The organism is Solirubrobacter soli DSM 22325 (assembly GCF_000423665.1).
GTDB lineage: Bacteria > Actinomycetota > Thermoleophilia > Solirubrobacterales > Solirubrobacteraceae > Solirubrobacter > Solirubrobacter soli.
This window is the reverse complement of record NZ_AUIK01000021.1, coordinates 1-21,604: the sequence shown is the minus strand read 5'-3', so window position 1 is coordinate 21,604 and position 21,604 is coordinate 1. Positions and strand designations below refer to the sequence as shown.

21 protein-coding genes and 1 pseudogene are annotated in these 21,604 nt (G+C 71.5%); 12 read left to right on the top strand and 10 right to left on the bottom strand.

The genetic code is table 11. From position 1 onward, the window contains the following. Nucleotides 1-46 precede the first annotated feature (46 nt). From G569_RS0115370 to G569_RS58070, 3 genes are read left to right on the top strand one after another with little or no spacing between them, the layout of a single operon-like run. Nucleotides 47-385, top strand: a complete 339-nt coding sequence (locus tag G569_RS0115370) for a YciI family protein (protein ID WP_028064053.1) — start codon at nt 47-49, stop codon at nt 383-385. Beyond that, nucleotides 382-1,584, top strand: a complete 1,203-nt coding sequence (locus G569_RS0115365) for an RNA polymerase sigma factor (RefSeq protein WP_028064052.1) — start codon at nt 382-384, stop codon at nt 1,582-1,584. Before G569_RS0115370 ends, G569_RS0115365 begins: the two co-directional genes overlap by 4 nt. Next, on the top strand, nt 1,581-2,585 hold the full coding sequence (locus G569_RS58070; RefSeq protein WP_157592066.1) for a DUF4253 domain-containing protein: 1,005 nt from the start codon (nt 1,581-1,583) through the stop codon (nt 2,583-2,585). The genes G569_RS0115365 and G569_RS58070 overlap by 4 nt, the downstream gene beginning before the upstream one ends. Here the strand turns inward: G569_RS58070 and G569_RS0115355 are convergent. Beyond that, nucleotides 2,582-5,515, bottom strand: a complete 2,934-nt coding sequence (locus G569_RS0115355; RefSeq protein WP_028064050.1) for an ATP-binding protein — start codon at nt 5,513-5,515, stop codon at nt 2,582-2,584. The genes G569_RS58070 and G569_RS0115355 overlap by 4 nt on opposite strands. 146 nt (nt 5,516-5,661) lie before the next feature. On the opposite strand from G569_RS0115355, the gene G569_RS0115350 reads away from it, so the two are divergent. The 3 genes from G569_RS0115350 to G569_RS62630 all read left to right on the top strand — a co-directional run bounded on the left by G569_RS0115350 (nt 5,662) and on the right by G569_RS62630 (nt 8,553). Next, nucleotides 5,662-5,916: a hypothetical protein gene (locus G569_RS0115350; protein ID WP_028064049.1), complete on the top strand. Its 255-nt coding sequence runs from the start codon at nt 5,662-5,664 to the stop codon at nt 5,914-5,916. A gap of 187 nt (nt 5,917-6,103) precedes the next feature. Further along, entirely contained in the window at nt 6,104-7,624 is a 1,521-nt protein-coding gene (locus G569_RS62635) for an alkaline phosphatase D family protein (protein WP_064750364.1), read from the top strand. After that, nucleotides 7,624-8,553, top strand: coding sequence for a hypothetical protein (locus G569_RS62630; protein WP_028064048.1), 930 nt, complete (start codon nt 7,624-7,626; stop codon nt 8,551-8,553). Before G569_RS62635 ends, G569_RS62630 begins: the two co-directional genes overlap by 1 nt. Before the next feature lie 49 nt (nt 8,554-8,602). On the opposite strand, the gene G569_RS0115335 is transcribed toward G569_RS62630, so the two are convergent. The 4 genes from G569_RS0115335 to G569_RS0115320 form a co-directional block, all read right to left on the bottom strand. Then, nucleotides 8,603-9,493 carry a hypothetical protein gene (locus tag G569_RS0115335; RefSeq protein ID WP_157592064.1) on the bottom strand — a complete coding sequence of 297 codons (891 nt, stop codon included), beginning with the start codon at nt 9,491-9,493 and terminating at the stop codon, nt 8,603-8,605. A gap of 122 nt (nt 9,494-9,615) precedes the next feature. Beyond that, a complete protein-coding gene (locus G569_RS0115330) occupies nt 9,616-9,870 on the bottom strand; it encodes a hypothetical protein (RefSeq protein ID WP_028064046.1) in 255 nt (84 codons plus the stop codon). A 43-nt stretch (nt 9,871-9,913) separates the two neighbouring features. Continuing rightward, complete coding sequence (locus tag G569_RS48740; protein ID WP_053226417.1) at nt 9,914-10,798, bottom strand: WD40/YVTN/BNR-like repeat-containing protein; 885 nt, start codon at nt 10,796-10,798, stop codon at nt 9,914-9,916. Nucleotides 10,799-10,861: 63 nt separating this feature from the next. After that, entirely contained in the window at nt 10,862-12,715 is a 1,854-nt protein-coding gene (locus G569_RS0115320) for an LVIVD repeat-containing protein (protein ID WP_028064044.1), read from the bottom strand. A 140-nt stretch (nt 12,716-12,855) separates the two neighbouring features. On the opposite strand from G569_RS0115320, the gene G569_RS0115315 reads away from it, so the two are divergent. Genes G569_RS0115315 through G569_RS0115305 form a run of 3 tightly spaced genes read left to right on the top strand, consistent with a single transcriptional unit; the run spans nt 12,856 to nt 14,459 of the window. Next, nucleotides 12,856-13,512: a Crp/Fnr family transcriptional regulator gene (locus G569_RS0115315; protein ID WP_028064043.1), complete on the top strand. Its 657-nt coding sequence runs from the start codon at nt 12,856-12,858 to the stop codon at nt 13,510-13,512. Nucleotides 13,513-13,519: 7 nt separating this feature from the next. Continuing rightward, a complete protein-coding gene (locus tag G569_RS0115310) occupies nt 13,520-14,080 on the top strand; it encodes a hypothetical protein (protein WP_028064042.1) in 561 nt (186 codons plus the stop codon). 1 nt (nt 14,081) lies between these two features. Next, on the top strand, nt 14,082-14,459 hold the full coding sequence (locus G569_RS0115305) for a DUF2203 domain-containing protein (RefSeq protein ID WP_037496906.1): 378 nt from the start codon (nt 14,082-14,084) through the stop codon (nt 14,457-14,459). Here the strand turns inward: G569_RS0115305 and G569_RS0115300 are convergent. After that, the gene (locus G569_RS0115300; RefSeq protein ID WP_028064040.1) at nt 14,456-14,980 is read right to left on the bottom strand and encodes a TetR/AcrR family transcriptional regulator; all 525 of its coding nucleotides are present in this window, start codon (nt 14,978-14,980) and stop codon (nt 14,456-14,458) included. The two genes, G569_RS0115305 and G569_RS0115300, sit on opposite strands and share 4 nt — an antisense overlap. A gap of 71 nt (nt 14,981-15,051) precedes the next feature. Here G569_RS0115300 and G569_RS0115295 point away from each other — a divergent pair, with 71 nt between their 5' ends. Further along, on the top strand, nt 15,052-16,095 hold the full coding sequence (locus tag G569_RS0115295; protein ID WP_028064039.1) for an aldo/keto reductase: 1,044 nt from the start codon (nt 15,052-15,054) through the stop codon (nt 16,093-16,095). Here the strand turns inward: G569_RS0115295 and G569_RS0115290 are convergent. Continuing rightward, a complete protein-coding gene (locus G569_RS0115290) occupies nt 16,077-16,973 on the bottom strand; it encodes an AraC family transcriptional regulator (RefSeq protein ID WP_028064038.1) in 897 nt (298 codons plus the stop codon). The genes G569_RS0115295 and G569_RS0115290 overlap by 19 nt on opposite strands. A gap of 60 nt (nt 16,974-17,033) precedes the next feature. Between G569_RS0115290 and G569_RS0115285 the strand changes: the two genes are divergently transcribed. After that, nucleotides 17,034-17,684: an SDR family oxidoreductase gene (locus G569_RS0115285; RefSeq protein WP_028064037.1), complete on the top strand. Its 651-nt coding sequence runs from the start codon at nt 17,034-17,036 to the stop codon at nt 17,682-17,684. Here the strand turns inward: G569_RS0115285 and G569_RS0115280 are convergent. From G569_RS0115280 to G569_RS0115270, 3 genes are read right to left on the bottom strand one after another with little or no spacing between them, the layout of a single operon-like run. Next, the gene (locus G569_RS0115280) at nt 17,669-19,093 is read right to left on the bottom strand and encodes a flavin-containing monooxygenase (RefSeq protein ID WP_028064036.1); all 1,425 of its coding nucleotides are present in this window, start codon (nt 19,091-19,093) and stop codon (nt 17,669-17,671) included. The genes G569_RS0115285 and G569_RS0115280 overlap by 16 nt on opposite strands. Nucleotides 19,094-19,102: 9 nt before the next feature. Beyond that, nucleotides 19,103-19,810 (bottom strand): hypothetical protein, encoded by a 708-nt coding sequence (locus G569_RS0115275; protein ID WP_028064035.1) that lies wholly within the window; start codon nt 19,808-19,810, stop codon nt 19,103-19,105. Continuing rightward, nucleotides 19,774-20,151 (bottom strand): CBS domain-containing protein, encoded by a 378-nt coding sequence (locus G569_RS0115270; protein ID WP_245602494.1) that lies wholly within the window; start codon nt 20,149-20,151, stop codon nt 19,774-19,776. Before G569_RS0115270 ends, G569_RS0115275 begins: the two co-directional genes overlap by 37 nt. A gap of 232 nt (nt 20,152-20,383) precedes the next feature. On the opposite strand from G569_RS0115270, the pseudogene G569_RS48730 reads away from it, so the two are divergent. Further along, a pseudogene (locus G569_RS48730) lies at nt 20,384-21,604 on the top strand (hypothetical protein); the annotation flags it as partial.

The window sequence follows — 21,604 nt, the reverse complement described above, 5'->3', positions numbered from 1 at the left end:
CTCGTTCGTGTAGAGGGTGCAAGCCTTCTACGACAAGGAGCGAACGATGCCCCAGTATCTGCTCAACGTGATCCAGCCCGACGGCGAGCCGCCCGCGCCGGAGATCCTCGACCCGATCATCGCGGCCGTCGACGCGTTGCAGGACGAGATGAAGGCCGCCGGCGTGTGGGTCTTCTCGGCCGGGCTGCATCCGGCGAGCTCGGCCACGGTCGTGCGCCGGCAGGACGGTGAGACGCTGCTGACCGACGGCCCGTACGTGGAAGCGAGCGAGCACATCGGCGGCTTCACGCTGATCGAGGCGGGAGATCTCGACGCCGCGCTCGTGTGGGCGGGCAAGGTGGCCGATGCGACGACGCTGCCGATCGAGGTGCGCCCGGTCGCGTGAACATCGACCGTGTCTTCCGCGAGGAGTACGGCCGCGCGGTGGCGGTCCTGGTCCGCGTCTTCGGTGACATCGACGCCGCCGAGGAAGCGGTCCAGGACGCGTTCGCCGAAGCCGTGCGGCGCTGGCCTCAGACCGGGCTTCCGCCGAGCCCGGCCGGCTGGATCATCACCACGGCGCGCAACCGCGGGATCGACCGGTTCCGGCGCGAGGCGGCGCGCGAGGACAAGCAACGCGCGGCGGCGGACCTTGCGGCCGGCGAGCCGGCGACGGAGGAGGAAGGTCCAGTGCGCGACGACCGCCTGCGGCTGATCTTCACCTGCTGCCACCCGTCACTCGCCGCGCCCGCGCAGGTCGCCCTGACCCTGCGGCTGCTCGGCGGGCTGACGACGCCCGAGATCGCGCACGCGTTCCTCGTGCCGGAGGCCACCATGGCCCAGCGGATCGTGCGCGCCAAGCGCAAGATCCGCGACGCGAGCATCCCGTACCGCGTGCCCTGCGAGGCCGACCTGCCGGCGCGCCTGACCACCGTCCTGGCCGTCGTCTACCTGATCTTCAACGAGGGGTACGCGGCCAGCGAGGGCGAAGCGCTCGTGCGCGGCGAGCTGTGCGACGAGGCGCTGCGGCTCGGCCGCCTGCTGGCGGAGCTGATGCCCGACGAGCCGGAGGTCCTCGGCCTGCTCGCCCTCATGCTGCTGATCGACGCGCGCCGGGCCGCCCGCACCACCGCGGGCGGCGCGCTCGTGCGGCTCGGGGATCAGGACCGCTCCCTGTGGGACGCGGTCAAGCTCGAGGAGGGGCGCGCGATCCTCCGCCGTCTGCTGCGTCGCGACCAGCCCGGCCCGTACCAGCTGCAGGCCGCGATCAACGCCGTCCACAACGACCCGCCGCCCACCGACTGGGACCAGATCCTGGGGCTCTACGACCTGCTGCTGACGTTCACGCCCACGCCGGTCGTCCGCCTCAACCGCGCGATCGCCCTCGCCGAGACCGCCGGGCCGGCCGTCGCACTGGCGGAGATCGACGCGCTCGACCTCGACGGCTACCACCGCTTCCACGCCGTGCGCGCCGATCTGCTGACCCGGCTCGGCCGCGACGCCGATGCCACCGCCGCCTACGACGCCGCACTCGAGCAGACCGCCAACACCATTGAGCAAAGCTTCCTCAAGTCGCGCCGGGCCGCGTCGATGAAAGGGGCGTGAACGCCAAGCAGGTTGGATTTGTGCTGGGCGGTGCCGGGGTCGCCGCCTTTCTCGCTTTTGCGCCCACACCCCAGGGCAGCTCCAAGCCCGATTGCGACCGGATGGTCCACGAGGGCGAGCAGGCCGCCAACCAGGTCGGCGGAGAGTTCCCGGAGGAGGCGTTCCGCGACGTGTGCGCGAGCGCGACCTGGCACATGGTGCCGGACTCGACGCCGCAGCCGATGCCGCCCTCGCCGGGATGCGAGAGCGCCGAGCACCCGAAGCCCCCGCCCCGGCGCAAGGCCGCGGCGCCCGCCGCGCCGATCCCGTACTTCGCCCCCAGGACGGGCGAGCTGCCCGCGGACGGCGCGGCCGTCGTCGGCGGCGTCAAGCTGCCGCACGGCAGCCGCTGTGCCTCCTACTGGGCGACCGACAACGCCGTCGAGGAGCCGTACGTCCTCGCCGGCCGGCTCGCGGCGCAGTTCCCGCGCACCGGGTTGTGGCCGATCCTCTGGGCGGGCCAGGGCGAGTCGCCGGACGGCTACTTCAGGCGCGTCACCGATCCCGACGCGGCCGCCCGGGTCGACGTGATGGCGACGCTCAGCGCCGACAACGACGAGGTGAAACGGCTCGCGCCCGGCTCGGGCTCGGTCGCCCGCACCGACGCCGACCCGTTCGCGGGCGTGCACGCCCCGGCGTCCGCGGTGATCATGCTCGTCCCGGTCAACCGCCCGGCCGACGTCCTGTCCGTGCTGGGCGGGCTGATCGACACCGAGTACTACACCGACACGCAGCTGGCCGCCGTGGCGCGTTCCTGGGAGGAGCGCTTCGGCGCCGTGCCGGTCACGCTCGAGCCCGGCGGCCTTGTGATGCACGTCCAGGCGCCGCCGCGCGACCCCGACGACGCGGCGCTGCTCGCCCACGAGCTCAGAGTCTTCGCCCCCGACGAGCCGTACGCCCTCGGAACGCTCACCTCCATGATCATGCACGGCGACCCGTGGGCGTTCAGCTGGCCTGACTAGCGGCGCAGGCTCATCAGGAGCTGGCGGGTGGTCGTGCTCGGCACGGCGCCGATCTCGGCGAGCGCCCGCTCGCACTCCTGGTAGGCCCGGATGACGCCGTCCTCGTCGCCGAGACCGCTGAGCAGGCGCATGCTCAGCCGCCAGGCGGTCTCCCGGAAGCGGTCGGCGCGCAGCACGCTCTCCACCAGCGCACGTGCCTGCGCGAGCCGGCCGGCGGCGAACGCGAGCTCGGCCGCCTCGTAGCGCGCGTCCGTCGCGAGCTCCGCGAGCCGCCGCCGGCGCTCCTCCGCCCACTCGGAACGGACGCCCGGCAGGTACTCGCCGCGGGCGATGACCTCCAGCGCGAGCAGCGTGGCCGTCCGGCGGTCGTCCCCGCGCAACCGCGCGGCCTCGGCGAGCGCGGCCTCGAAGCGCAGCGACTCGGTGGCGATCGCGTCGCCGCCGAGCACCCGCACCACGCCGTCCTGGACGGTCACACGCTCCTCGCCGAGCGCGTGTCGCAGCCACCGCACCGCTTGCCGCAGATAGGCGCGCGCCGCGTCGTCGGCCCGGCCCTCGAAGAGCGCGTCGAGCAGCGCCTCGCGCTCGGCGCGCCAGGGCGGACGCCTGGTCGCGAGGTAGGCGAGCAGCTCGTAGGACTTGGCGATCCGCGGACGTTGCTCCTCGCCGTCGACGAGCAGCCCGCAGCGCCCGAACTCGATCAGCAGCGTCGACGTCGCCACCGAGGCGCCGATCGCGATGCCCTGCGCGATCAGCGACCGGCCGAGCTCGTGCCAGGGCGAATCGGCCGCCGGCTCGGCGTCCAGGCGGCGCGTCACGACCGCGGGGAAGTCGGCCAGCGCCTGCAGGAGCATGTGATTGGAGCCCTGGAGCCGCGACGCCTCGAGCGCCACGTCCGCGGCGCGGTCGGCCGCGTCCTCGTCTCCCGCGCGCCATTCGGCCTCCGCGAGGTAGACGGCGGCCGTCGGCAGCTCGTGGACGCGCTCGCTGCGGAGCATGCTCGCGACCGCCCGCCGCAGCCGCAGCAGCGCCGCGTCGGTCGAGTTCTGGAGCAGGAGCGCGTAGCCGTACCAGCTGTCGACCTGCTCGGCGAGGTACCCGAGCCGGCTCGTCGGCTCACGCCGCCGCAGCCGGTCGAGCACGGCGCGGGCGGTCGCCGGGTCGCGGTCCAGGCGCAGGGCGAGCCGCGCCTCCGACATGCTCGCCAGCTCCTCGTACACGATCGACCCGCCGGCGCGGGCGGCGCGGCGCCCCCGCTCGATCGCGGCGAGCGCGTCCTCGCGCCGGCCGACGTTGACCAGGACGTGTGGGCCGACCGACGCGTCCAGCGACGCGCTCGTCAGCCCGCGGGCGCGCATCGTGTCGTAGAGCTCGAGCGCCTGCTCGGTGTGGCCGATGTTCGCCAGCGCGGCGATCGTCCACGGCTGCGCCCACGCGCTCACCCACCCGCCGGCGCGCCCGGCGACCAGCTCGGCGAAGCGCCCGAACCCGTAGTCGACGGCGAGCACCAGCGCGTCGAGCGGACCGCCGGTCAGCGGAGGGCGCGGCGCCGGCGCGTCCGAGCCGTAGATCGTCATGTAGTACCGCAGCACCTCGGCCTCGGGCCCGGGTTCGGTCTCGGCGAGCACCGCCGCCATGGCGTCCAGCCGGCCGACGTGCGCGTAACAGAGCATCATCAGGACCGCGGCGGCGGGGGCGACGGTGGCGCGCAGCCCTCGCTCGGCCAGCTCGTCGGCGAGCGCGGCGCCGCGGCGGAAGTCCTCGACTCCGAGGGCGAGCATCAGCTCGGCGATCACGAGCGGCGAGATCCCGCTGGGGATGACGTCGCGGATCTGCCGGATCCAGCGCTCGGCGACGGCGAAGTCGAGCCGGTCGATCACGGGGAAGATCGCCCGCTCGGCCAGCGGGAGCGCGTCCTCGGGAGCGCCGGCGGCGAGCAACTGCTCGATCGCCTCCTCGACACGCCCCTCCTCGGCGAGCAGGTGGCCGTAGCTCAGGCGCCGGCTCGCGACCTCCTCGACCCCGTGGCGCTCGAGCAGCTCCAGGAGGTACTCGCGAAAGCGCGGGTGACAGCGCAGCACGCGGCCGTCGTCGCGCCAGACGGCGGGGAGGTGCTGGGCGCGCAGCGACGCGAGCCGCGCGGCGGCGTCGCGGCGCCCGAGCGCGCGGGCGCGGGCCGCGGTCACTTCGTCGAGCACCGATGTGGCCACGAGGAACGCGCGGTCCTCCGGCACCAGCGTCTCGATGATGTGGTCGGACAGGTACCCGTGCAGCGGGTCGGCCTCGCCGCCGGCGCCCGCGACGTGCTCGTCCACGCGCCAGGCTTCGAAGAGCACACCGGTCACCCAGCCGCCGGTCGCCTCGACGGCCATCGCCGGATCGATGTCGTCCGCCCCGGTCGCCGCGAGCGCTTCGGCCGCCTCCGCCCTGGTGAACGCGAGGGCCGACTCGGGGAGCATCGGCAGGCGCAGCGGCCGGCGCAGCGTGAGCGAGACGGCGCGGCGGCTGATCAGCACGACGCGCAGGCCGTCGCCGGCGTACCGCAGCAGGGCCTCGATCACCGCCCACGCCTCGGGGGAGGAGTCCAGCCGTTCGAGCTCGTCGAGCACCAGGAGCACGCGCTCGGAGCCGATCGCCTCGGCCAGCACGCCCGCGGCTTCGGGGTGCGGGATCCGCGCCGCGAGGGCGTCGGTCGCGACGCCTTCCAGGTGCGGCAGCCGCGCCGCGAGCGCCGCCTCGAGGTAACCGACGAGCCGGCCCGGCGCGGCATCCGTGGCGTCGAGCGTCAGCCACGCCAGCTCGCGGTCGAGCGTCGCCGCCGCGGCGGCGACGGCGGTCGTCTTGCCGGCCCCGGCCGTCGCGGCCACCACGAGCGCCGGATGGCGCTCGATCAGGCCGGCGAGCTGGGCCTCGAGGCGGGGACGGCGCACACACCGCTGCGGCGCCGGGGGAGGCCGCAGCTTGGCCCGTATGACCTCGACATGCACGTCTCGTCCTTTCAGCTTCCGCTCATCCGAGCATATTCCGGTGCGGGCCGTTTCGCTCGGGTTCACACCGATTTCGGACACTGCCGGGCATGAGCGAGGAGGACGCGACCTCGGTGCTGTATCGCGAGATCGAGGAGATGCGCCGCCGGCTGGCTGGAGCCGGTGTGCCGAGCACCTGGATCCACGACGAACTCCGCTACGCGTGGCGCGACGCGCAGGCCGAGGCCGCGGCGGCCTACGCGTGCTGGCGTGACGAGCCGGGCGCCGAGGGCTACGCCGTGTACCGAGCCGCTCAGGATCGCGCCGACGCCGCGCAGGACATGCTCCGCCGCCAACGGGCGTGATCCGGGAGGGGGACACGCGGACCGGCGCCGGTGGTCGCGGCGCCGGTCCGCGGAAGTCACCGGTTCTTCACGTTCAGATTACGTTCAGGCAACGTCGGAGATGAGCGGAATCTAAAGGCTCCCGGGCATGGATAAACCCGGAGGGGGTCGGCAGGGTCATTCCCTGTCCCGACGCAAGTTCCTGACCGTGGCAGGCTCGGCAGGGGTCGCCGTAGCCGCCACGCAGTTCCCGTTCGCCAAGGCACGCACCGCGCCCGCGCGGTTCACGGGCTACCCGTTCACGCTCGGTGTAGCGTCGGGCGACCCGACGTCGGACAGCGTCGTTTTATGGACGCGTCTCGCGCCGTCGCCGCTGGCCGGCAACGGCGGCATGCCCGACAAGGCCATCCCGGTCCAGTGGGAAGTGGCCAAGGACGAGAACTTCTCCAACGTCGTCGCGCGCGGCGAGGAGATCGCAACGTACGGTGACGCGCACTCGGTGCACGCCGAGCCGCAGGGCCTCGAGGCCGGCTACGAGTACTTCTACCGCTTCAAGGCGGGCGGCGAGATCAGCCCGACCGGCCGCACCAAGACCGCCCCGAGCGGCGCGGCGAGCGCGCTGGCCTTCGCGTTCGCGAGCTGCCAGCAGTACGAGCACGGCTACTACACGGCCTACAAGCACATGTCGCAGGAGGACCTGGATCTCGTGATCCACGTCGGCGACTACATCTACGAGTACGACTCGAACTCGTACACGGCCACCGGCGGCAACGTGCGGGCGAACTCCAACCACGAGATCGTCAACCTGCAGGACTACCGCGAGCGCCACGCGCAGTACAAGACCGACCCGGACCTGCAGGCCGCGCACGCGAACTTCGCGTGGCTCGTGACCTTCGACGACCACGAGGTCGACAACAACTGGGCCGAGAACACGCCCGAGGAGGGCATGCCGCTCGACCTCTTCGCCCGCCGCCGCCGCGCGGCGTTCAAGGCCTACTGGGAGCACATGCCGCTGCGCAAGGCGGCGCGCCCGTCGGGCAACGCGATCCAGATCTTCCGCCGCGCCCAGTACGGCAACCTGGCGACGTTCCACGTCATGGACACGCGTCAGTTCCGCTCCGACCAGGCGTGCGGCGACGGCAACCGCGCGGGCTGCGACGACCGTTCCAACCCGGCGCGCACGATCACCGGCGCCGCCCAGGAGCAGTGGCTCTACGACGGTCTGCAGGCCTCGCCGGCGAAGTGGCAGATCCTCGCCCAGCAGGTCTTCATGGCCCAGATGGACAACACCAACGGGGCGGGCGAGTCCTACAACATGGACGCCTGGGACGGCTACAAGGTCTCGCGCGACAAGTTGCTGGACTTCATCGACACGCGCAACATCGCGAACCCGATCGTCATCACCGGCGACGTGCACCAGAACTGGGCCGCGAACCTGCTGCGCGACTTCCGCAACGCCGACTCGAAGATCCTCGGCTCGGAGTTCATCGGCACCTCGATCTCGACCACGGGCGACGGCAGCGACACGTCCAACGCCGCCCGCCTGACCGAGAACCCCTGGATCAAGTTCAACAACCAGCAGCGCGGCTACGTGAAGGTCTCCCTGGACCAGCAGAAGTGCCAGGCGGACTACAAGGTCGTGCCCTACGTCAAGCGTCCGGGCGCCCCGATCACCACCAAGAAGTCGTTCGTCGTCGAAGCCGGCAACCCGGGCCTTAAGGACGCGTGATGTACAAGACCATCGCCGGCCTGGCGGCCGCTGCCGCCGTCTTCGTCGCCTTCCACAACGCCCGCGCGGTCGAGGACCCGCCGCAGGCGCACCTGCAGCTCATCGAGGTCGAGCAGCAGACCCCGTACCTGGAGTCCTTCGCCGGCGTCACGGCCGGCACGGCGACCGTCTCGATCATCCGCCGCGTCTCGCAGGCGGGCACGTCGAGCCAGTCCTACGCCCAGTTCGACAACCACAACGGCGACGGCAGCCGCGCGTCGTTCCCGCTCGACGTCGAGGACGGCGACACGTACGGCGTCTCCGCGTCGCTCGTGAAGGGCCCGAACTTCGGCATCGTGCAGCTGTTCGTCGACGGCCGCCAGATCGGCGGCACCTACGACCTCTACGCGCCGGCGATCACCGTCGCGCAGCCGATGCTCCTCGGCCCACTCGCCCTGTCCGAGGGCAAGCACGTCCTCACGATGAAGGTCGTCGGCAAGAACGAGGCGTCGACCGACTTCCTCGGCGGCATCGACCTGCTCGTCCTCGACTCGGCCGCCGCCCCGCAGCCGACGCCGACCGCGGTCGCCACGGCCGAGGTGGGCGCCGAGGTCCCGGCCACGCTCGCACTGACGCTGGGCACCAACCCGACGTTCGGCGCGTTCGTCCCGGGCGTCGCCAAGGAGTACACGGCGTCCGCGACGGCCAACGTCGTCTCCAGCGCCGCCGACGCCGCCCTCACGGTCTCTGACCCGGGCAAGCTGGCCAACGGCACCCGCACCCTGCGCAACCCGCTGCAGGTCGCGATCGCGCCGAACACCTGGAGCGACCCGGTCTCCAACGGCAAGTCGACGATCACCTTCAAGCAGGCCATCGACGCCGACGAGCCGCTGCGCACCGGCAGCTACACGAAGACCCTGACGTTCACCCTCGGGACCACCAACCCCTAAGTCGCTGTGCGGAGCCTGAAGGGCTGATCCCTTCAGGCTCCGCATCGGTTCAATCCGGGGCCTCCGGGTATCCCAACCAGCGCTCTGGACCGCGACGCTGCACCAAACGATTGTTGTCGAAAGCTGTGTACCAGTGTTGGTCATGGGGTCCGTCGAAGATCTCCGGGGATACCGCAACGGCCTGGCCTGTCTGTGCCGCGGCCGTATGGAAGACCTGGACGAAGAATTCGTCCCGTTGGACGAGATAACCCTCGATCCCGGTCGCGTGGTCTCGTCGCCAGGGCCCGTACACCGCCTGCCAGCTTGGGTGCCGTCGCAGTAACACGATCGCGCTGAGGTATGAGTGCTGCGCGCTCAGTTCGCCGTTGCGCCCCGTCACAGCTCCCGGACTCGGATCTCCGTACATCGCCCAGAGCACCTGAGTGGGCCACAGAACGCCGCTGATATCGAGTCCGCGCGGGTTCACGAGCAGGACGACGAGCGGTCGTCCGTACTCCTTGAGCTTGACGAGCTTCTTCGCCGCCCTGTTGATCTTCCGACGTACGAGGTTGAGAGCGTCGGTTCCGGAGGATTCGTACACGGATTCGCCCGCGGCGAACGCCGCGTTCTGCGCGTGTAGATAGTCGGAGCCGACGAACTCCTTCACCTCGACCACGGCGGAGTGTCCGGCCTTCTCGACCAGGTAGTCCGGTCGAACAGGGACGCCGAGGTCTGGCTCGTGCCGATCCCACCCACCGTGTCCCGTCTGCCGCAGGTACGCCTCAAACCAGCGTTCGCTCTCATTCCGCCTCACACGCCGGCCCAGGCGCGCAACGTGCTCTGCGCTGAGCTGAGACGCAGCCACGACTGCGGTCTGCGAGAAGCCCGCCACGAGGGCTCGAGTGGCACCGTCCTCGACCGCCTCCGGCGAACGCGCTTGCTGCAGATCGCGAAGGATCATCGACTCAGTCGGGCCAAGCGGTGCAGGCGGGAGGCTGTGGAGCGGTGTCCCCGACGAGGGGGTCCGACCCTCGTCGTAGACCGGCACGAGGTGGTCGGCGAGGCGGTGTCGCCGGGGCGGGGTCACTGCAACTTGAAACCTCGTAGGCGGATCTCGACGCGCGCCGGGCGCGTCGGGGCCGCCAGCGAGAGGAAGTCGCGCACGCGGCCGAACGCGCCGCAGTACGGGCACTCGATCGACTGCGTGATGCGGAGCGGCGTGTTGCCGGGGGCGACCGGGGCGTCGCAGCGCGGGCAGGCGAGCGTGCCGACGGCCACGATGCCGGCGTGACCGGGCCTGATCTCCTCATGCCCGATCCCGTCGCGCTCGAAGGCCATCGCCTTCGAGTCTAGGGGTTCGGCTTCGCCGGGCCCCGAGGCGTTAGCCCAGCTTCACCACCTCGGTCCAGGTCTTGCCGCCGTCGGAGGAGCGTTTGATCGCGCCGCCCGCGACCGACGCGTAGAGGTCGCCCTTGGCACTGAACGTCAGCTCCTTCGGGCCGGCGCCGATCGCGCCGGCGTCGTTCCAGGTCTTCCCGGCGTCGGGCGAGACCTTGACCTTGCCGTCCTTGCCGGCGAGGTAGAGGGCGTCGGGCTTGACCCAGGCGATCCGGGGGCCGAAGGTCGTGTCCCACTGGCGCCAGGACTTGCCGCCGTTGGCGGAGATGAACGTGCCCTGGTCGGTCGACACCGCCCACTGGTCCTTGTTGCCCGGGTTGACGGCGATGTCGATCGGCGCGGCCACCGAGGGCGCCTCGCGGGTGTCCCACGTCTTCCCGCCGTCGCTGGAGATCTGGATCATCCCCGGGTCCTCGTAGCGCAGGGCGAGGATCCGGTTCCCGTCGATCTCGATCTCGTGGTAGTCGGCCTCGCCCAGGCCGGAGATCGGCTGCCAGGTCTCGCCCTCGTCGGTCGACCGGACGAGCCCGAGCACGGCCGGCAGCGACGCCTCGCCCGAGTGGCCGGACGCGATGATCGCCCCGTCGGGCGTGAAGCGCGCCACGACGTCCTTGGTCAGCGTCCCCGACCCCTTGTCGGTCTTGATGTTCCCCGTGGCGGCCTCCGGCGCCTTCGCGCCCGGCTTGAGGCGGTAGAAGGCCGGGCCGCCGCCGGCGAGCAGCGTGCCGTCGGCGGGGTCGATCGCGATCGAGAGCACGTCGGTGCCGGAACCCGGCGCGGTGGTCGACGCGGTCTCGGCGTCAGAGCCGCCGCACGCTGCGGCAAGCATGGCGACGAGCAGGAGCGAGGCGAGAGATGATCGCTGCATGAGAGGAAGGCGAAGGTAGCGGGAGGACCGGCGTGTCGCACCGGCCCTCCCGTTGATTTGTCTCTACGGGTTGGTCGTCGACAGCGTGAACGTCAGTGTCTTGCTGTAGGCGCCGGTGCGCAACGCGTCGGTGGCCTCGATGCGCTGCTTGAACGTGATCGTGACCGGGTCGTTGGAGACCGGGCCGGTCCATGCGGCCTTGCTCAGCGAGACCTGCAGCGGCTGCGGCAGCGCGAACGTCCCGTTCATCAGGTGGCCCGGATCGGAGTACGTCAGCGCCGCGTCACCGGCGGAGGAGATCACGTTCGCGGTCGTCGAGGTCGTGTAGTCCTTCGCCACGCCCGGGGTGAACGCGCCGAACGTCGCGTTGGTGCCGAGCGCCAGCGACAATGTCGCCGGCACCGACCCGCCCGCGCCCGCCGGCGTGTCCACGTGCGCGGAGCAGTCGACGTTCACCTGGCCGGGAACCGGCTCGTAGCAGAGCGCGTCGCCCTGGTTGGAGTTGCCCTCGAGGAAGCCGATCGAGTCGACCTCGTGCTGGTACGGGCCGTTGTACTTGAGGATGTAGAGGCCGTTGCGCAGGTCGACCGTGTAGATCAGGCCGTCCTGGATGACCGGGTAGCTCCACATCACGACCTTGTTGTCCGTGCGGCCCGGGATGTCATCCGAGCTCAGCCGCGGGTCCTCGAGCGAGACCATCGGCAGCGGGTCCGGCTTGAACTGCGCCAGCTGCGTCGGGGTGTTCGGGTTGGTGATGTCGATCGCCTGGAAGCCGCCCGAGTGCCAGGTGCTGAAGGCGATGCTCGGCGTCAGCGTCGGGTTGTGGGCCGAGTAGGACGTGCGCGGCGGGTTGAAGGACGAGCACAGGCCCGGCTGGTTCTCGGGCAGCCGGAACTCGCTGCGCACCACCGGCCGGGTCTCGTCGGCGACGTCGATGAACCTCGCCCAGCCCCACGGGCAGCCGTGGCCCGCCGCGGTGATCGTGCCGTAGACCTCGTCGGAGACGTAGACCCAGTCCTTGTTCCAGAGCTTGACCGCGCTGTGCGCGCCCGGGCCGGGCCACTGCACGCGGTTGGCCTGCGGCGTGATCAGCCGGTACGTGTTCGTGGTCGGGTCGGTGTCCGTGAACGCCGACACGTCGGTGATGCCGAACCCGCGGGTGAGCAGCGCGAAGTACGCCTTCTTGCCGTCGTTGGAGACGCTGAAGGAGTGGATGCCCGAGCCGCTGGAGTTGCCGAACCCGTGGTTGCCGCTGAAGAGCTGGACCGGCGCCTCCTTGTTGAGCACCGGCGAGATGTCGTAGATCTGGAACTGCGAGCCGGCGCTCGCGGCGAACATCAGCGCCCGCTTCGGGTTCTTCGGGTCCTCCCAGATGAAGAACTCGTGCGTGTCGCGGGTGTTCTGGTAGAGCAGCTCCGGGTTCGCGGCCTTGTCGCCGGAGATGTCATAGAAGCGCATGCTCGAGCGGCTCGCGATCGAGCACTGGTGCGCGCCGTTGCCGCCGCAGTTGGTGTGCAGGACGACCAGCACGTTCTGCGACCGCCACACGCGCAGCTCGCGCGAGGACTCGCCCGGGAGGCCCTCGTAGGGCGGGCCCATCTCCTTGACGATCTGCGGGTGCGCCGGATCCTGCGCGTCGACGATGAAGATGCCGGCGTGGTTGGCGTTGTTGTTCTTGCCGTCGGTGCGGCTGCCGACGTACACGTAGCGCTTGTGGACCGCGATCGCGGCGTTCATGCCGCGGCCCATCAGCGGCTCGTGCCCGATCTGCGTGAACGACCCCGGCGTGTCGACCTCACGCTGCAGGAACGTCCCGACCCCGTCGTCCGGGTTGCCGATCTCGCGCACGTACTCGCCCCCCGGCGTGTACATGTAGTCGGCCGGGTGCGCGGATGCGCTCGCGACCGGTACGGCCATGGCTGCTACCGCCATCCCTGCGACCAGGCGTGACCTCATATCCCTCTCCTTGTCCCCTCCGCGCCCTCTCCCCAGAGGGTCACAGTTGGCGGGAAGTCAACCACAAGTGGAGGCGACCGGAGTAGTTTGGATCCGGACCGATGCCTGACTTCCTCGCGATGCTGGCAGAGGAGGAGGAGCGCGCCCTGCGCGCGCGTGGGATCACGCGGCAATTCCGCCGCGGCGCGATCATGCTGCGCGAGGGCGAGGAGGCGACGCGGGTCCTCGTGCTGACCGAGGGACGCACCAAGGCGGTCACCTTCACCGAGGACGGCAAGGAGGTCATCCTCGGCGTCATGGGTCCGGGCTCGCTGCTCGGCGAGGTCGCGACGATCCAGAACCGACCGCGGTCGGCGACCGTCACCGCTCTGGAGCCCTGCACCGCGATCGCGCTCGCCGCGCGGGACTTCTGGGGCCTGCTCGAGGAGTACCCGCGGATCTGGATCGCGGTCCACGAGGTCGTGATCGGGCGGCTGCGGCTCGCCGACCTCCAGCGCAAGGAGTTCTCGGGCTCGAACACCCTGAGCCGGGTGTCCCGCCGCCTGGTCGAGTTGACCAACGAGCACGGCCGCGAGGACGGGGACGGCGTGACGATCACGCTGCCGCTGACCCAGGAGGAGCTCGCCGGGTGGACCGGCGCCTCGCGCGAGGCGGTCGCGAAGTCGCTGCGCACGCTGCGCGATCTGGGCTGGATCGAGACCGGCCGGCGCTCGATCTCCGTCCGCGACAGCGACGCCCTGCGCCGCTTCGCGCGATGATCAGCGGGTGCTCACCGCTGTCGCCCTCACCGCCGCCCTGCTCGCACCGTCGACCACGATCGAGGTTCCGGACTCCGGCCAGATCGTCCGCGTCGGAGACTTCCACCCCAAGCAACGCCTCGGCGAGCACTCGTTCCCGGGTGGCGTGACGCCGAACCGGCGCAACGCGATCAAGGCCTACGGCAAGCCCGACGGCAAGAGCCCTTCCGGGTGCCCGAACAAGTGGAAGCAACTCGGCGTGCGGATCGTCACCGCCGACTTCGGCGGCGGCCCGCCCTGCGCGTCGACCACGCCCGTGCAGCAGATCGTCATCACCGGCCGGCAGTGGACCACCGAGCGCGGGCTGAAGATCGGCGACTCGCTCGACCGCGTCCGCGAGCTCTATCCCGAGCTCAAGCGCTTCAACGAGCTGTACGGCAAGAACAAGCTCTGGCAGTACCAGTGGGCGCTCGTGCTGGAGGAGTCCCAGGTCGGCGGGCCGCCCAACGTCATCGACCGGTTGTCAGCGGTGATCCGCGGACGCACGGTGCGGTCGTTCACCGTTTCCCCGTACGGTGCCGGGGACTGACATGCGCCATTCCCGCCACTTCACGCTCGAGGAAGCCAACGCCCAGATCCCCTGGGTGGTGGACAAGCTCGCCGCGCTGCGCGACGCCCGCGCGCGCCTGACCGACCAGGAGGCGCGCCAGGCGCTGACCGAGGGCTCGCCCACCAACGGCGGCGGCCACCCCGGCAAGCAGGTGGGGGAGGCGTTCGTCGAGCTTCAGAACGGCATCGCGGCCTTCGACCACCGTGGCATCGTCCTGCGTGACCTCGACAGCGGACTGATCGACTTCCCGTCGTTCCGCGAGGAGGAAGAGGTCTACCTCTGCTGGATCGACGGCGAGAGCGAGATCGGGTTCTGGCACTCGCTCGACGCGGGTTACGCGGGCCGCCAGCCGCTCTAGCGGGCGCGCACGCCGTCGATCGCGAGCTCGAGCGTGCGCGCCGCCTGCTCGGGTGAGCCCGCGCGCCAGAGGAAGCTCATCAGCAGCACGACGTCCGCGGGCTCGAGATCAGGCCGGACGAGACCGTCGCAGGCCTCGAGCAGCGTGCCGACGGCGGCGTTGACCGGCGCGTAGGACTCGGCGATGACGGCCTGCGCCGCGGCGGTGTTCAAGGCCTCGCCGAGCCCGTGTTTGATGCGCACGTACTCGGCCAGGCGTTCGAACCAGACTCGCAGGGCGTCGAGCGGTTCGTGCTCCTCCAGGACCTCCTCGACGGAAGCCGAGAGGCGCTGCACGTCGCGCGCGTAGACCGCGAGGATCAGGTCCTCGCGCGTCGGGAAGTGCCGGTAGAGCGTGCCCGCGCCCACACCCGCCCGCTTGGCGATCGAGTTCAGCGACGCCGCGGCGTCCTCGGCGAGGGCGTCGTGGGCGACCTGGAGGATGCGGTCGCGATTGAGCTGGGCGTCGCTTCGAGGCGTCATGCGTTGATAAACGGAGAGTTCTCCGGTACCTTGTGGAGAGTTCTCCGCTTACGAAGACTCTAGGAGCATCGATGGACTACATCAAGCTGGGCCGCACCGGCCTGGACGTCTCGCCGATCGCGATCGGCGCCATGACCTACGGCGAACCGGACCGCGGGCATCCGGTCTGGTCGCTGGACGAGGAGGCGAGCCGCCCGCTCATCAAGCACGCGCTCGACGCGGGCATCAACTTCTTCGACACGGCGAACATGTACTCGCAGGGCTCGAGCGAGGAGATCCTCGGGCGGGCGCTGCGCGACTTCGCCGATCGCGACGACGTCGTGATCGCCACCAAGGTCCGCCATCCGATGCGCCCCGGGCCGAACGGCAAGGGCCTGTCGCGCAAGGCGATCATGACCGAGATCGACCACAGCCTCCGGCGGCTGGGGACGGACTACGTCGACCTCTACCAGGTCCACCGCCTCGACCAGTCGACGCCGCTGGAGGAGACGCTCGAGGCGCTGCACGACCTCGTGAAGGCCGGCAAGGTCCGCTACCTCGGCGCCTCCTCGATGCACGCGTGGGAGTTCGCCAAGGCGCTGCATCTGCAGGAGCGCAACGGCTGGGCGCGCTTCGTCTCGATGCAGGACCACTACAACCTGCTCGCCCGCGAGGAGGAGCGCGAGATGCTCCCGTTGTGCGCCGACGAGGGCGTCGGCACGATCGTCTGGAGCCCGCTCGCCCGCGGTCGCCTCGCCCGCCCGTGGGGTGAGGACACGGCGCGCGCGGAGACCGACGGCTGGTACGCCGACCTGCTCTACCGCGAGGTCGAGGCCGATCGAGCGATCGTCGACGCGGTCGGCGAGATCGCGGCCGACCGCGGGGTGTCGCGCGCGCAGATCGCGCTGGCGTGGCTGCGGGCGAACCCGGTGGTCGTCGCGCCGCTGGTCGGCGCGGGGCGGACGTCGCACGTCGACGACGCGGTCGCCTCGCTCGCGATCGACCTGACCGCCGACGAGATCGAGCGGTTGGAGCGCCCGTACACGCCCCGCCACGACTTCCAGGGCGTTTCGGAGGAGGCCGAGTTGCAGCGCCTCATGGCGCGGATCCCCGGCTTTCAGGCGGCCGCGCGGTAGCGACCCGGCGGGAGGCCGCGGGTGCGGCTGAACGCCCGGCTGAAGGCGTAGACCGACGTGTAGCCGACCGAGCGGGCGACCGCGGCGAGCGGGTCGTCGGTGTCGCGCAGGCGGCGGGCGGCGAGGTCCATCCGCCAGCGGGTCAGGTAGGCGGCGGGCGTCTCGCCCAGCGCGGTGGCGAAGCGGCGGCCGAGGGTCGCGGGGGAGACCGCGAGCTCGCGCGCCAACGCGGCGTTGGTCCAGTCGCGGTCGGGCGCGGCATGCAGGAGTGACACCGCGTCGCCGACGACCGGGTCGCGCAGCGCGCCGAGCCACGAGGGCACGGCGACGGGCGCGGTCGCCAGCCACGCCCGGAGGAGCTGGACGAGCAGGATGTCGACGAGCCGGTCGAGCACGACGCCGGTCGCGAGGCCGGGGGAGGCGAGCTCGCGGCCGAGGAGGCGGACGGTGTCGTCGAGCTCGTAGGCGCCCTGGATGTGGATCACGTCGGGCAGCGGCGCGAAGAGCGAGATCGCCGGGTCGTGCTCGTAGTGCGCGCAGAGGATGTGGGTGCGGGTGTCGCCGGAGCCGATCCGGACGACGGCGCCGCCGGCGCGCTCGTAGCCGCTCGAGTTGTCCGGGCCGGTGGCGGCGACGGTCGCCTCGTCGGCGCCGATCGCGTGCTCGGTGCCGTGGGGGAGAAGGACGACGTCGCCGGGCAGCAGCTGCCGCGGGGCCTGCCCGCGCGGCGCGAGCCAGGCCGTGCCCGAGGTCACCGCGTGAAACGCGGCGCCCCTGATGCCGGTCGCCCACCAGCCCCAGCGCGCACCCGCCTCGATCCGCGCTCCGAGCGTTCCGTGGACCCGGGCGAGCGAGAGCACATCGGCGAGCACATCCATGACGCATATAGATATCAATCAGCGCAGATCAGGTATCGATACACGCATAGCCTGCGGAACATGGACATCGACGGAACGATCGCGCTGGTCACCGGCGCGAACCGCGGCATCGGCCGCCACTTCGCCATGCAGCTCCTCGACCGCGGTGCCGCGAAGGTCTACGCCGCGGCGCGTGACCCGCGCGGCATCGACCTCGACGGCGTCATCCCCATCCAGCTCGACATCACGGACCCGGCCCAGGTGGCGGCGGCCGCGCAGGCCGCGCCTGACGTGCGGCTGCTGATCAACAACGCGGGCGTCTCGACCGGCACCGACCTCGTCAGCGGCGACCTCGACCGCATTCGGGTTGAGCTCGAGACGAACCTGTTCGGCACGCTGAACATGGTCCGCGCCTTCGCCCCGCGCCTCGACGCCATCCTGAACGTGCTGAGCCGCCTGTCGTGGCTCTCGTTCCAGGGCGCGAACGCGTACGCGGTCTCCAAGGCCGCGGCCTGGAGCCTGACCAACGGCATCCGGCTCGAGCTGCCGGACACGCTCGTCACCGGCCTGTTCCTGAGCAGCACGGACACCGACATGATGGCCGGCTGGGACATCCCCAAGAACGACCCGGCGGACGTCGTCCGGCAGGCGCTGGACGGCATCGAGGCGGGGCTGACCGAGGTGATCGCCGACGCCGACACCGCGGCGGCCAAGCTTCAGCTCAGCGCGTAGGCGTTCGGGTCCAGCGTGGCGGTGCGGCGGCGGTACTCGAGCCACGTCCACGGCCACTGCGACGGGTCGTTGCCGTGCTCGTCGACGTACCAGTTCGTGCAGCCGGAGTGCCAGACGGTGCCGGCCAGCGCCTCGCGCAGGTCGGCGTTGAACGCGTCGGCGGCCTCGCGCCGGACCTCGATGGTCGAGGCGCCGCGGCGGTCGAGCTCGCGCAACGCCGCGAGCACGTGCGCGATCGAGGACTCGATGGTCGAGACGACCGAGCCGGTGCCGCCGTTGGTGTTCGGGCCATACAGCAGGAACAGGTTCGGGAAGCCGGGGACGGTGACGCCGAGATAGGCGCGGGCGACGCCCGCCCACGCCTCGGCGAGCGTCGCGTGCGGGCCGGCGATCTCCATCGGCGCGACGAACTCGTGGCTCTTGAAGCCGGTGGCGAGCACGATCACGTCGGCCTCGCGCTCACGCCCGCCGGCGCGGATCCCGGTCGGCGTGATCGTCTCGAGCCCGTCCGTGACGAGCTCGACGTCCGGCCGCGCGAGCGTGGGATACCAGTCGTCGGTGAGCATGATCCGCTTGCAGCCGACCTCGTCGGTGGGGGTCACGCGGCGGCGCAGCGCGGGGTCCTTGATGCCCTTGCGGATGTTCAGCCGTCCGGCGCCCTCGAGCAGCTTCAGCAACGGGCGGTGGCGGGTCATGCCGTAGGTGAAGAACTCGTGGAAGTAGAAGATCGAGGCGCGGTCGAGCCTCTGGAGCGCCGGGAAGCGCTCGAACAAGGCCTGCATGCGGTCCGAGTAGGCGAAGTCGAGCTTCGGGATCGTCCAGGCGGGTGAGCGCTGGTAGACCGTGAGCGAGGCGACCTCGTCCGCGATCGCCGGGGCGACCTGGACCGCGCTGCAGCCGCTGCCGATCACCGCGACGCGCTTGCCGGCCAGCGGCACGTCGTGGCGCCACTGCGCGGTGTGGAAGGCGTCTCCCTCGAAGTCTTTGAGGCCCGGCAGAGGCGGGATGCTCGGCTGCGAGAGCTGCCCGCACGCGGTCAGCAGCACGTCGGCGGCGAACGGTCCGCCGCTCGTCTGCAACTGCCAGCGTGCGCCGTCCCAGCGGGCGGCGGTGACCTCGGTCTCCGTCCGCGCCTCGACGCCCGAGCGCCGCGCGACGTCCTCGACGTAGGCCTGGATCTCGGCCTGCGGCGCGTAGCGGCGCGACCAGTGCGGGTTCGGCGCGAACGAAAACTCGTACAGGTGCGACGGGATGTCGCACGCGGCGCCCGGGTACGTGTTGTGGTGCCAAACGCCGCCGAGGCGCTCGCCGCGTTCGAACAGCGTCACGTCGGCGTATCCGGCGCGGCGCAGCAGCGCCGCCGCGCCGACGCCGCCGAACCCGCCACCCACGATCGCGACTGAAGGCATGTGCGAACGCTATCCCTCGCGCGGCGTCAGCAGGTGAATGAAGAGCGGGACCCGGCGCGCGTCCGGCCAGTCGCCCTCGATCTGGCGCAGCAACTGCTCGGCGCCGTTGATGCAGCCCGCCTGCGAGCGCTCGATGTGCCACTGGTCGATCTCGTTGTCGGGGTCGTCGCGATGCTGGCGCTCGACCCGCAGGCCGGGCTCGTCGACGACGTCCCAGACCCACGCCCAGAGCTCCGACGGGCGTCCGCCGAAGACGTTCATGCGGTTGAACTCGCCGCGGACGATCGCGTGCAGCGCCACGGCGAGATGGTCGGCGTGCGGCGCCGAGGCGGGCGGCACGTCGTCCTCGGGCACGCCGCGGCCCGGGTATCCCGGCTCGACCTCGTCCGCCGCGAGTCCGTGCGCGCCCGCCAGCGTCTCGATCCAGCGCTCGGCGACCTCCTCGTCCGGCGTCGCCGCGTCGAACGGCAGCACCCAGCAGTCATAGGCCTTGGTGAACCCGTGCTCGATCAGCCAGTTGAGCTCCGGCCCTTCGTTGCGCCAGAACCGGCGCTTCCGCGGCTCGGAGACGCGCAGCTCGAGCGAGCCGTCGATCGCGGAGACGATCGCGCTCCAGCGACGCCCGTCCGCGGGATCGAGGTTGACCGACCCGCGGACGCGGCGCGCCTCCGCGACGGCGGCTACGTGGACACTGTCGGACGTGCGCTCGGTCGCCACACCCGCATGATGTCGCGCATCGAGATGATCCCGACGAGTGCCCCATGGTCGACGACCACGAGGTGGCGGAAACCGCCCTTGGCCATCGTGTCGGCGGCCTCTTCGAGGTCCCACTCGCAATCGGCGAACGCGGCGTTGGACGTGAGGTGCTCGGCGACGTGCTCCGTCTCGGGATCCTCGCCCTTGCCGATGGACCGTACGAGGTCACGCTCGGTGAAGATCCCGGGCCCGGGCTGTTCCGGATCCTCGATCACCACGGCGCCCACGTTGTGGTCCGCCATGAACTTCGCCGCCTCCCGCAGGCTGCGTCCGGGCGTCATCGTCAGGACGTCGCCTGTCATTGCGTCTCGGACCTTCACGACCGCTCCTCTCCGAACAGGTGGCTGTCCTCACAAACCATACTGTGTCATTTGCCACAAGGAACCCCTCGTCTGTGTCAAACGACACATTCGCCGCGGGCGATCTGACGCAGAACGCCTCGCCGGGCGGGCTTAGCCTCCCACTCAACCTCAGCTGACCGGCAGCGGGCCAGATGCCCGCCGCGGACCGGCAGCTCACACCGAGGAGCACCCAATGCTCGCGCGTACCCTCGCGTTGCTCGTCGCCGCGCTCGCGGCCGGCGGCGCGTCCGCCTCGGCGGCGTTCGCCGGAACCGTGGACGTCACGATGGAGATCCAGGGCGCCGGAACGATCCCGGCCCGCGGCTCGGTCGCCGAATGCAGCCAATCGGCGCCGGTCACGAACACGACCCGCAAGACGTGCCCGAACTGGAAGCAGTCCGTCGCCGCCGGGATCGTGTTCTGGGCCGTCCCCGCGCCTGGGTGGGAGTTCACCGGCTGGGTCGGCTGTGACGGCGACATGGGGATGTACTGCGAGGTCACCGCGCCCGGCGACTCGACCAAGGTGTGGGCCCCGGTCGCCCACTTCGTCGATCGCAAGCCTCCGGCGGTGACCGGCGCGACGGCGACGCCGGTCGCCGGCAACGAGGGCTACTTCAAGCTCGACTGGACCGACAGCGAGCCCGGCGTGACCTACCGCTGCTCGCTCGACGGCGGCAGCTACGCGCCGTGCAAGGCGGGCCAGCGGCTGCACCTCGGCGAGGGCGCGCACAACGTGTGGGTCTACGGGACCGACCCGAGCGGCAACTCGAGCCCGATCGTGAAGCTGCCGCTGCCGGTGGTCGACACGACGCTGCCGGTCGCCCCGCCGGAGGGCGCCCACCGCCGCTCGGTCGACTTCGAGGCGCGCTCGCTGGTCGCCGACCGCTTCGAGTGCTCGCTCGACGGCGCCGCGTTCGCGGGCTGCGGGTTCGGCACGGCGGGCGTCAGCACGCCGCTCTCGCTGCCCGACCTCACCGAAGGCCGGCACACGTTGCGGGTCCGCGGCGTGGGCGCGGGCACCGTCGACCTCTTCCCGGCGGAGCGGACGTTCACGATCGACACGACCGCCCCGGAGACGACGATCCGCGCCACCGACGGTGGCTTCGCCCTCGGCGCCGACGAGGCGGGCGTGACGTACCGCTGCCGGATCGACGCGCAGCCGTACGGGCCGTGCGACGCGAACGTGGCGCTCGCCCCGGGCGCCCACGACGTCGAGGCGTTCGCGACCGACGAGGCCGGCAACGCCGACGCGACGCCCGCGACGCTGAAGTGGACCGTCGCCGCGCCGCCCGCGGGTGGCGGCGGCACGGCCGGCGGGAGCGGCGGCCCGGCGGGCGCGGGCGGCGGCCCGGCGGGCGCGGGCGGCGGCCCGGCGGGCGCGGGCGGCGGCCCGGCGGGCGCGGGCGGCGGCCCG

Bases quoted from the DNA above. Each gene is read 5' to 3' on its own strand.
- G569_RS0115370 (WP_028064053.1), top strand. From the start codon at position 47: ATGCCCCAGTATCTGCTCAACGTGATCCAGCCCGACGGCGAGCCGCCC.
- G569_RS0115350 (WP_028064049.1), top strand. From the start codon at position 5,662: ATGAGCGAGGAGGACGCGACCTCGGTGCTGTATCGCGAGATCGAGGAG.
- G569_RS62630 (WP_028064048.1), top strand. From the start codon at position 7,624: ATGTACAAGACCATCGCCGGCCTGGCGGCCGCTGCCGCCGTCTTCGTC.
- G569_RS0115335 (WP_157592064.1), bottom strand. From the start codon at position 9,493: ATGATCCTTCGCGATCTGCAGCAAGCGCGTTCGCCGGAGGCGGTCGAG.
- G569_RS0115330 (WP_028064046.1), bottom strand. From the start codon at position 9,870: ATGGCCTTCGAGCGCGACGGGATCGGGCATGAGGAGATCAGGCCCGGT.
- G569_RS48740 (WP_053226417.1), bottom strand. From the start codon at position 10,798: ATGCAGCGATCATCTCTCGCCTCGCTCCTGCTCGTCGCCATGCTTGCC.
- G569_RS0115320 (WP_028064044.1), bottom strand. From the start codon at position 12,715: ATGGCCGTACCGGTCGCGAGCGCATCCGCGCACCCGGCCGACTACATG.
- G569_RS0115315 (WP_028064043.1), top strand. From the start codon at position 12,856: ATGCCTGACTTCCTCGCGATGCTGGCAGAGGAGGAGGAGCGCGCCCTG.
- G569_RS0115305 (WP_037496906.1), top strand. From the start codon at position 14,082: ATGCGCCATTCCCGCCACTTCACGCTCGAGGAAGCCAACGCCCAGATC.
- G569_RS0115300 (WP_028064040.1), bottom strand. From the start codon at position 14,980: ATGACGCCTCGAAGCGACGCCCAGCTCAATCGCGACCGCATCCTCCAG.
- G569_RS0115295 (WP_028064039.1), top strand. From the start codon at position 15,052: ATGGACTACATCAAGCTGGGCCGCACCGGCCTGGACGTCTCGCCGATC.
- G569_RS0115290 (WP_028064038.1), bottom strand. From the start codon at position 16,973: ATGGATGTGCTCGCCGATGTGCTCTCGCTCGCCCGGGTCCACGGAACG.
- G569_RS0115285 (WP_028064037.1), top strand. From the start codon at position 17,034: ATGGACATCGACGGAACGATCGCGCTGGTCACCGGCGCGAACCGCGGC.
- G569_RS0115280 (WP_028064036.1), bottom strand. From the start codon at position 19,093: ATGCCTTCAGTCGCGATCGTGGGTGGCGGGTTCGGCGGCGTCGGCGCG.
- G569_RS0115270 (WP_245602494.1), bottom strand. From the start codon at position 20,151: ATGACAGGCGACGTCCTGACGATGACGCCCGGACGCAGCCTGCGGGAG.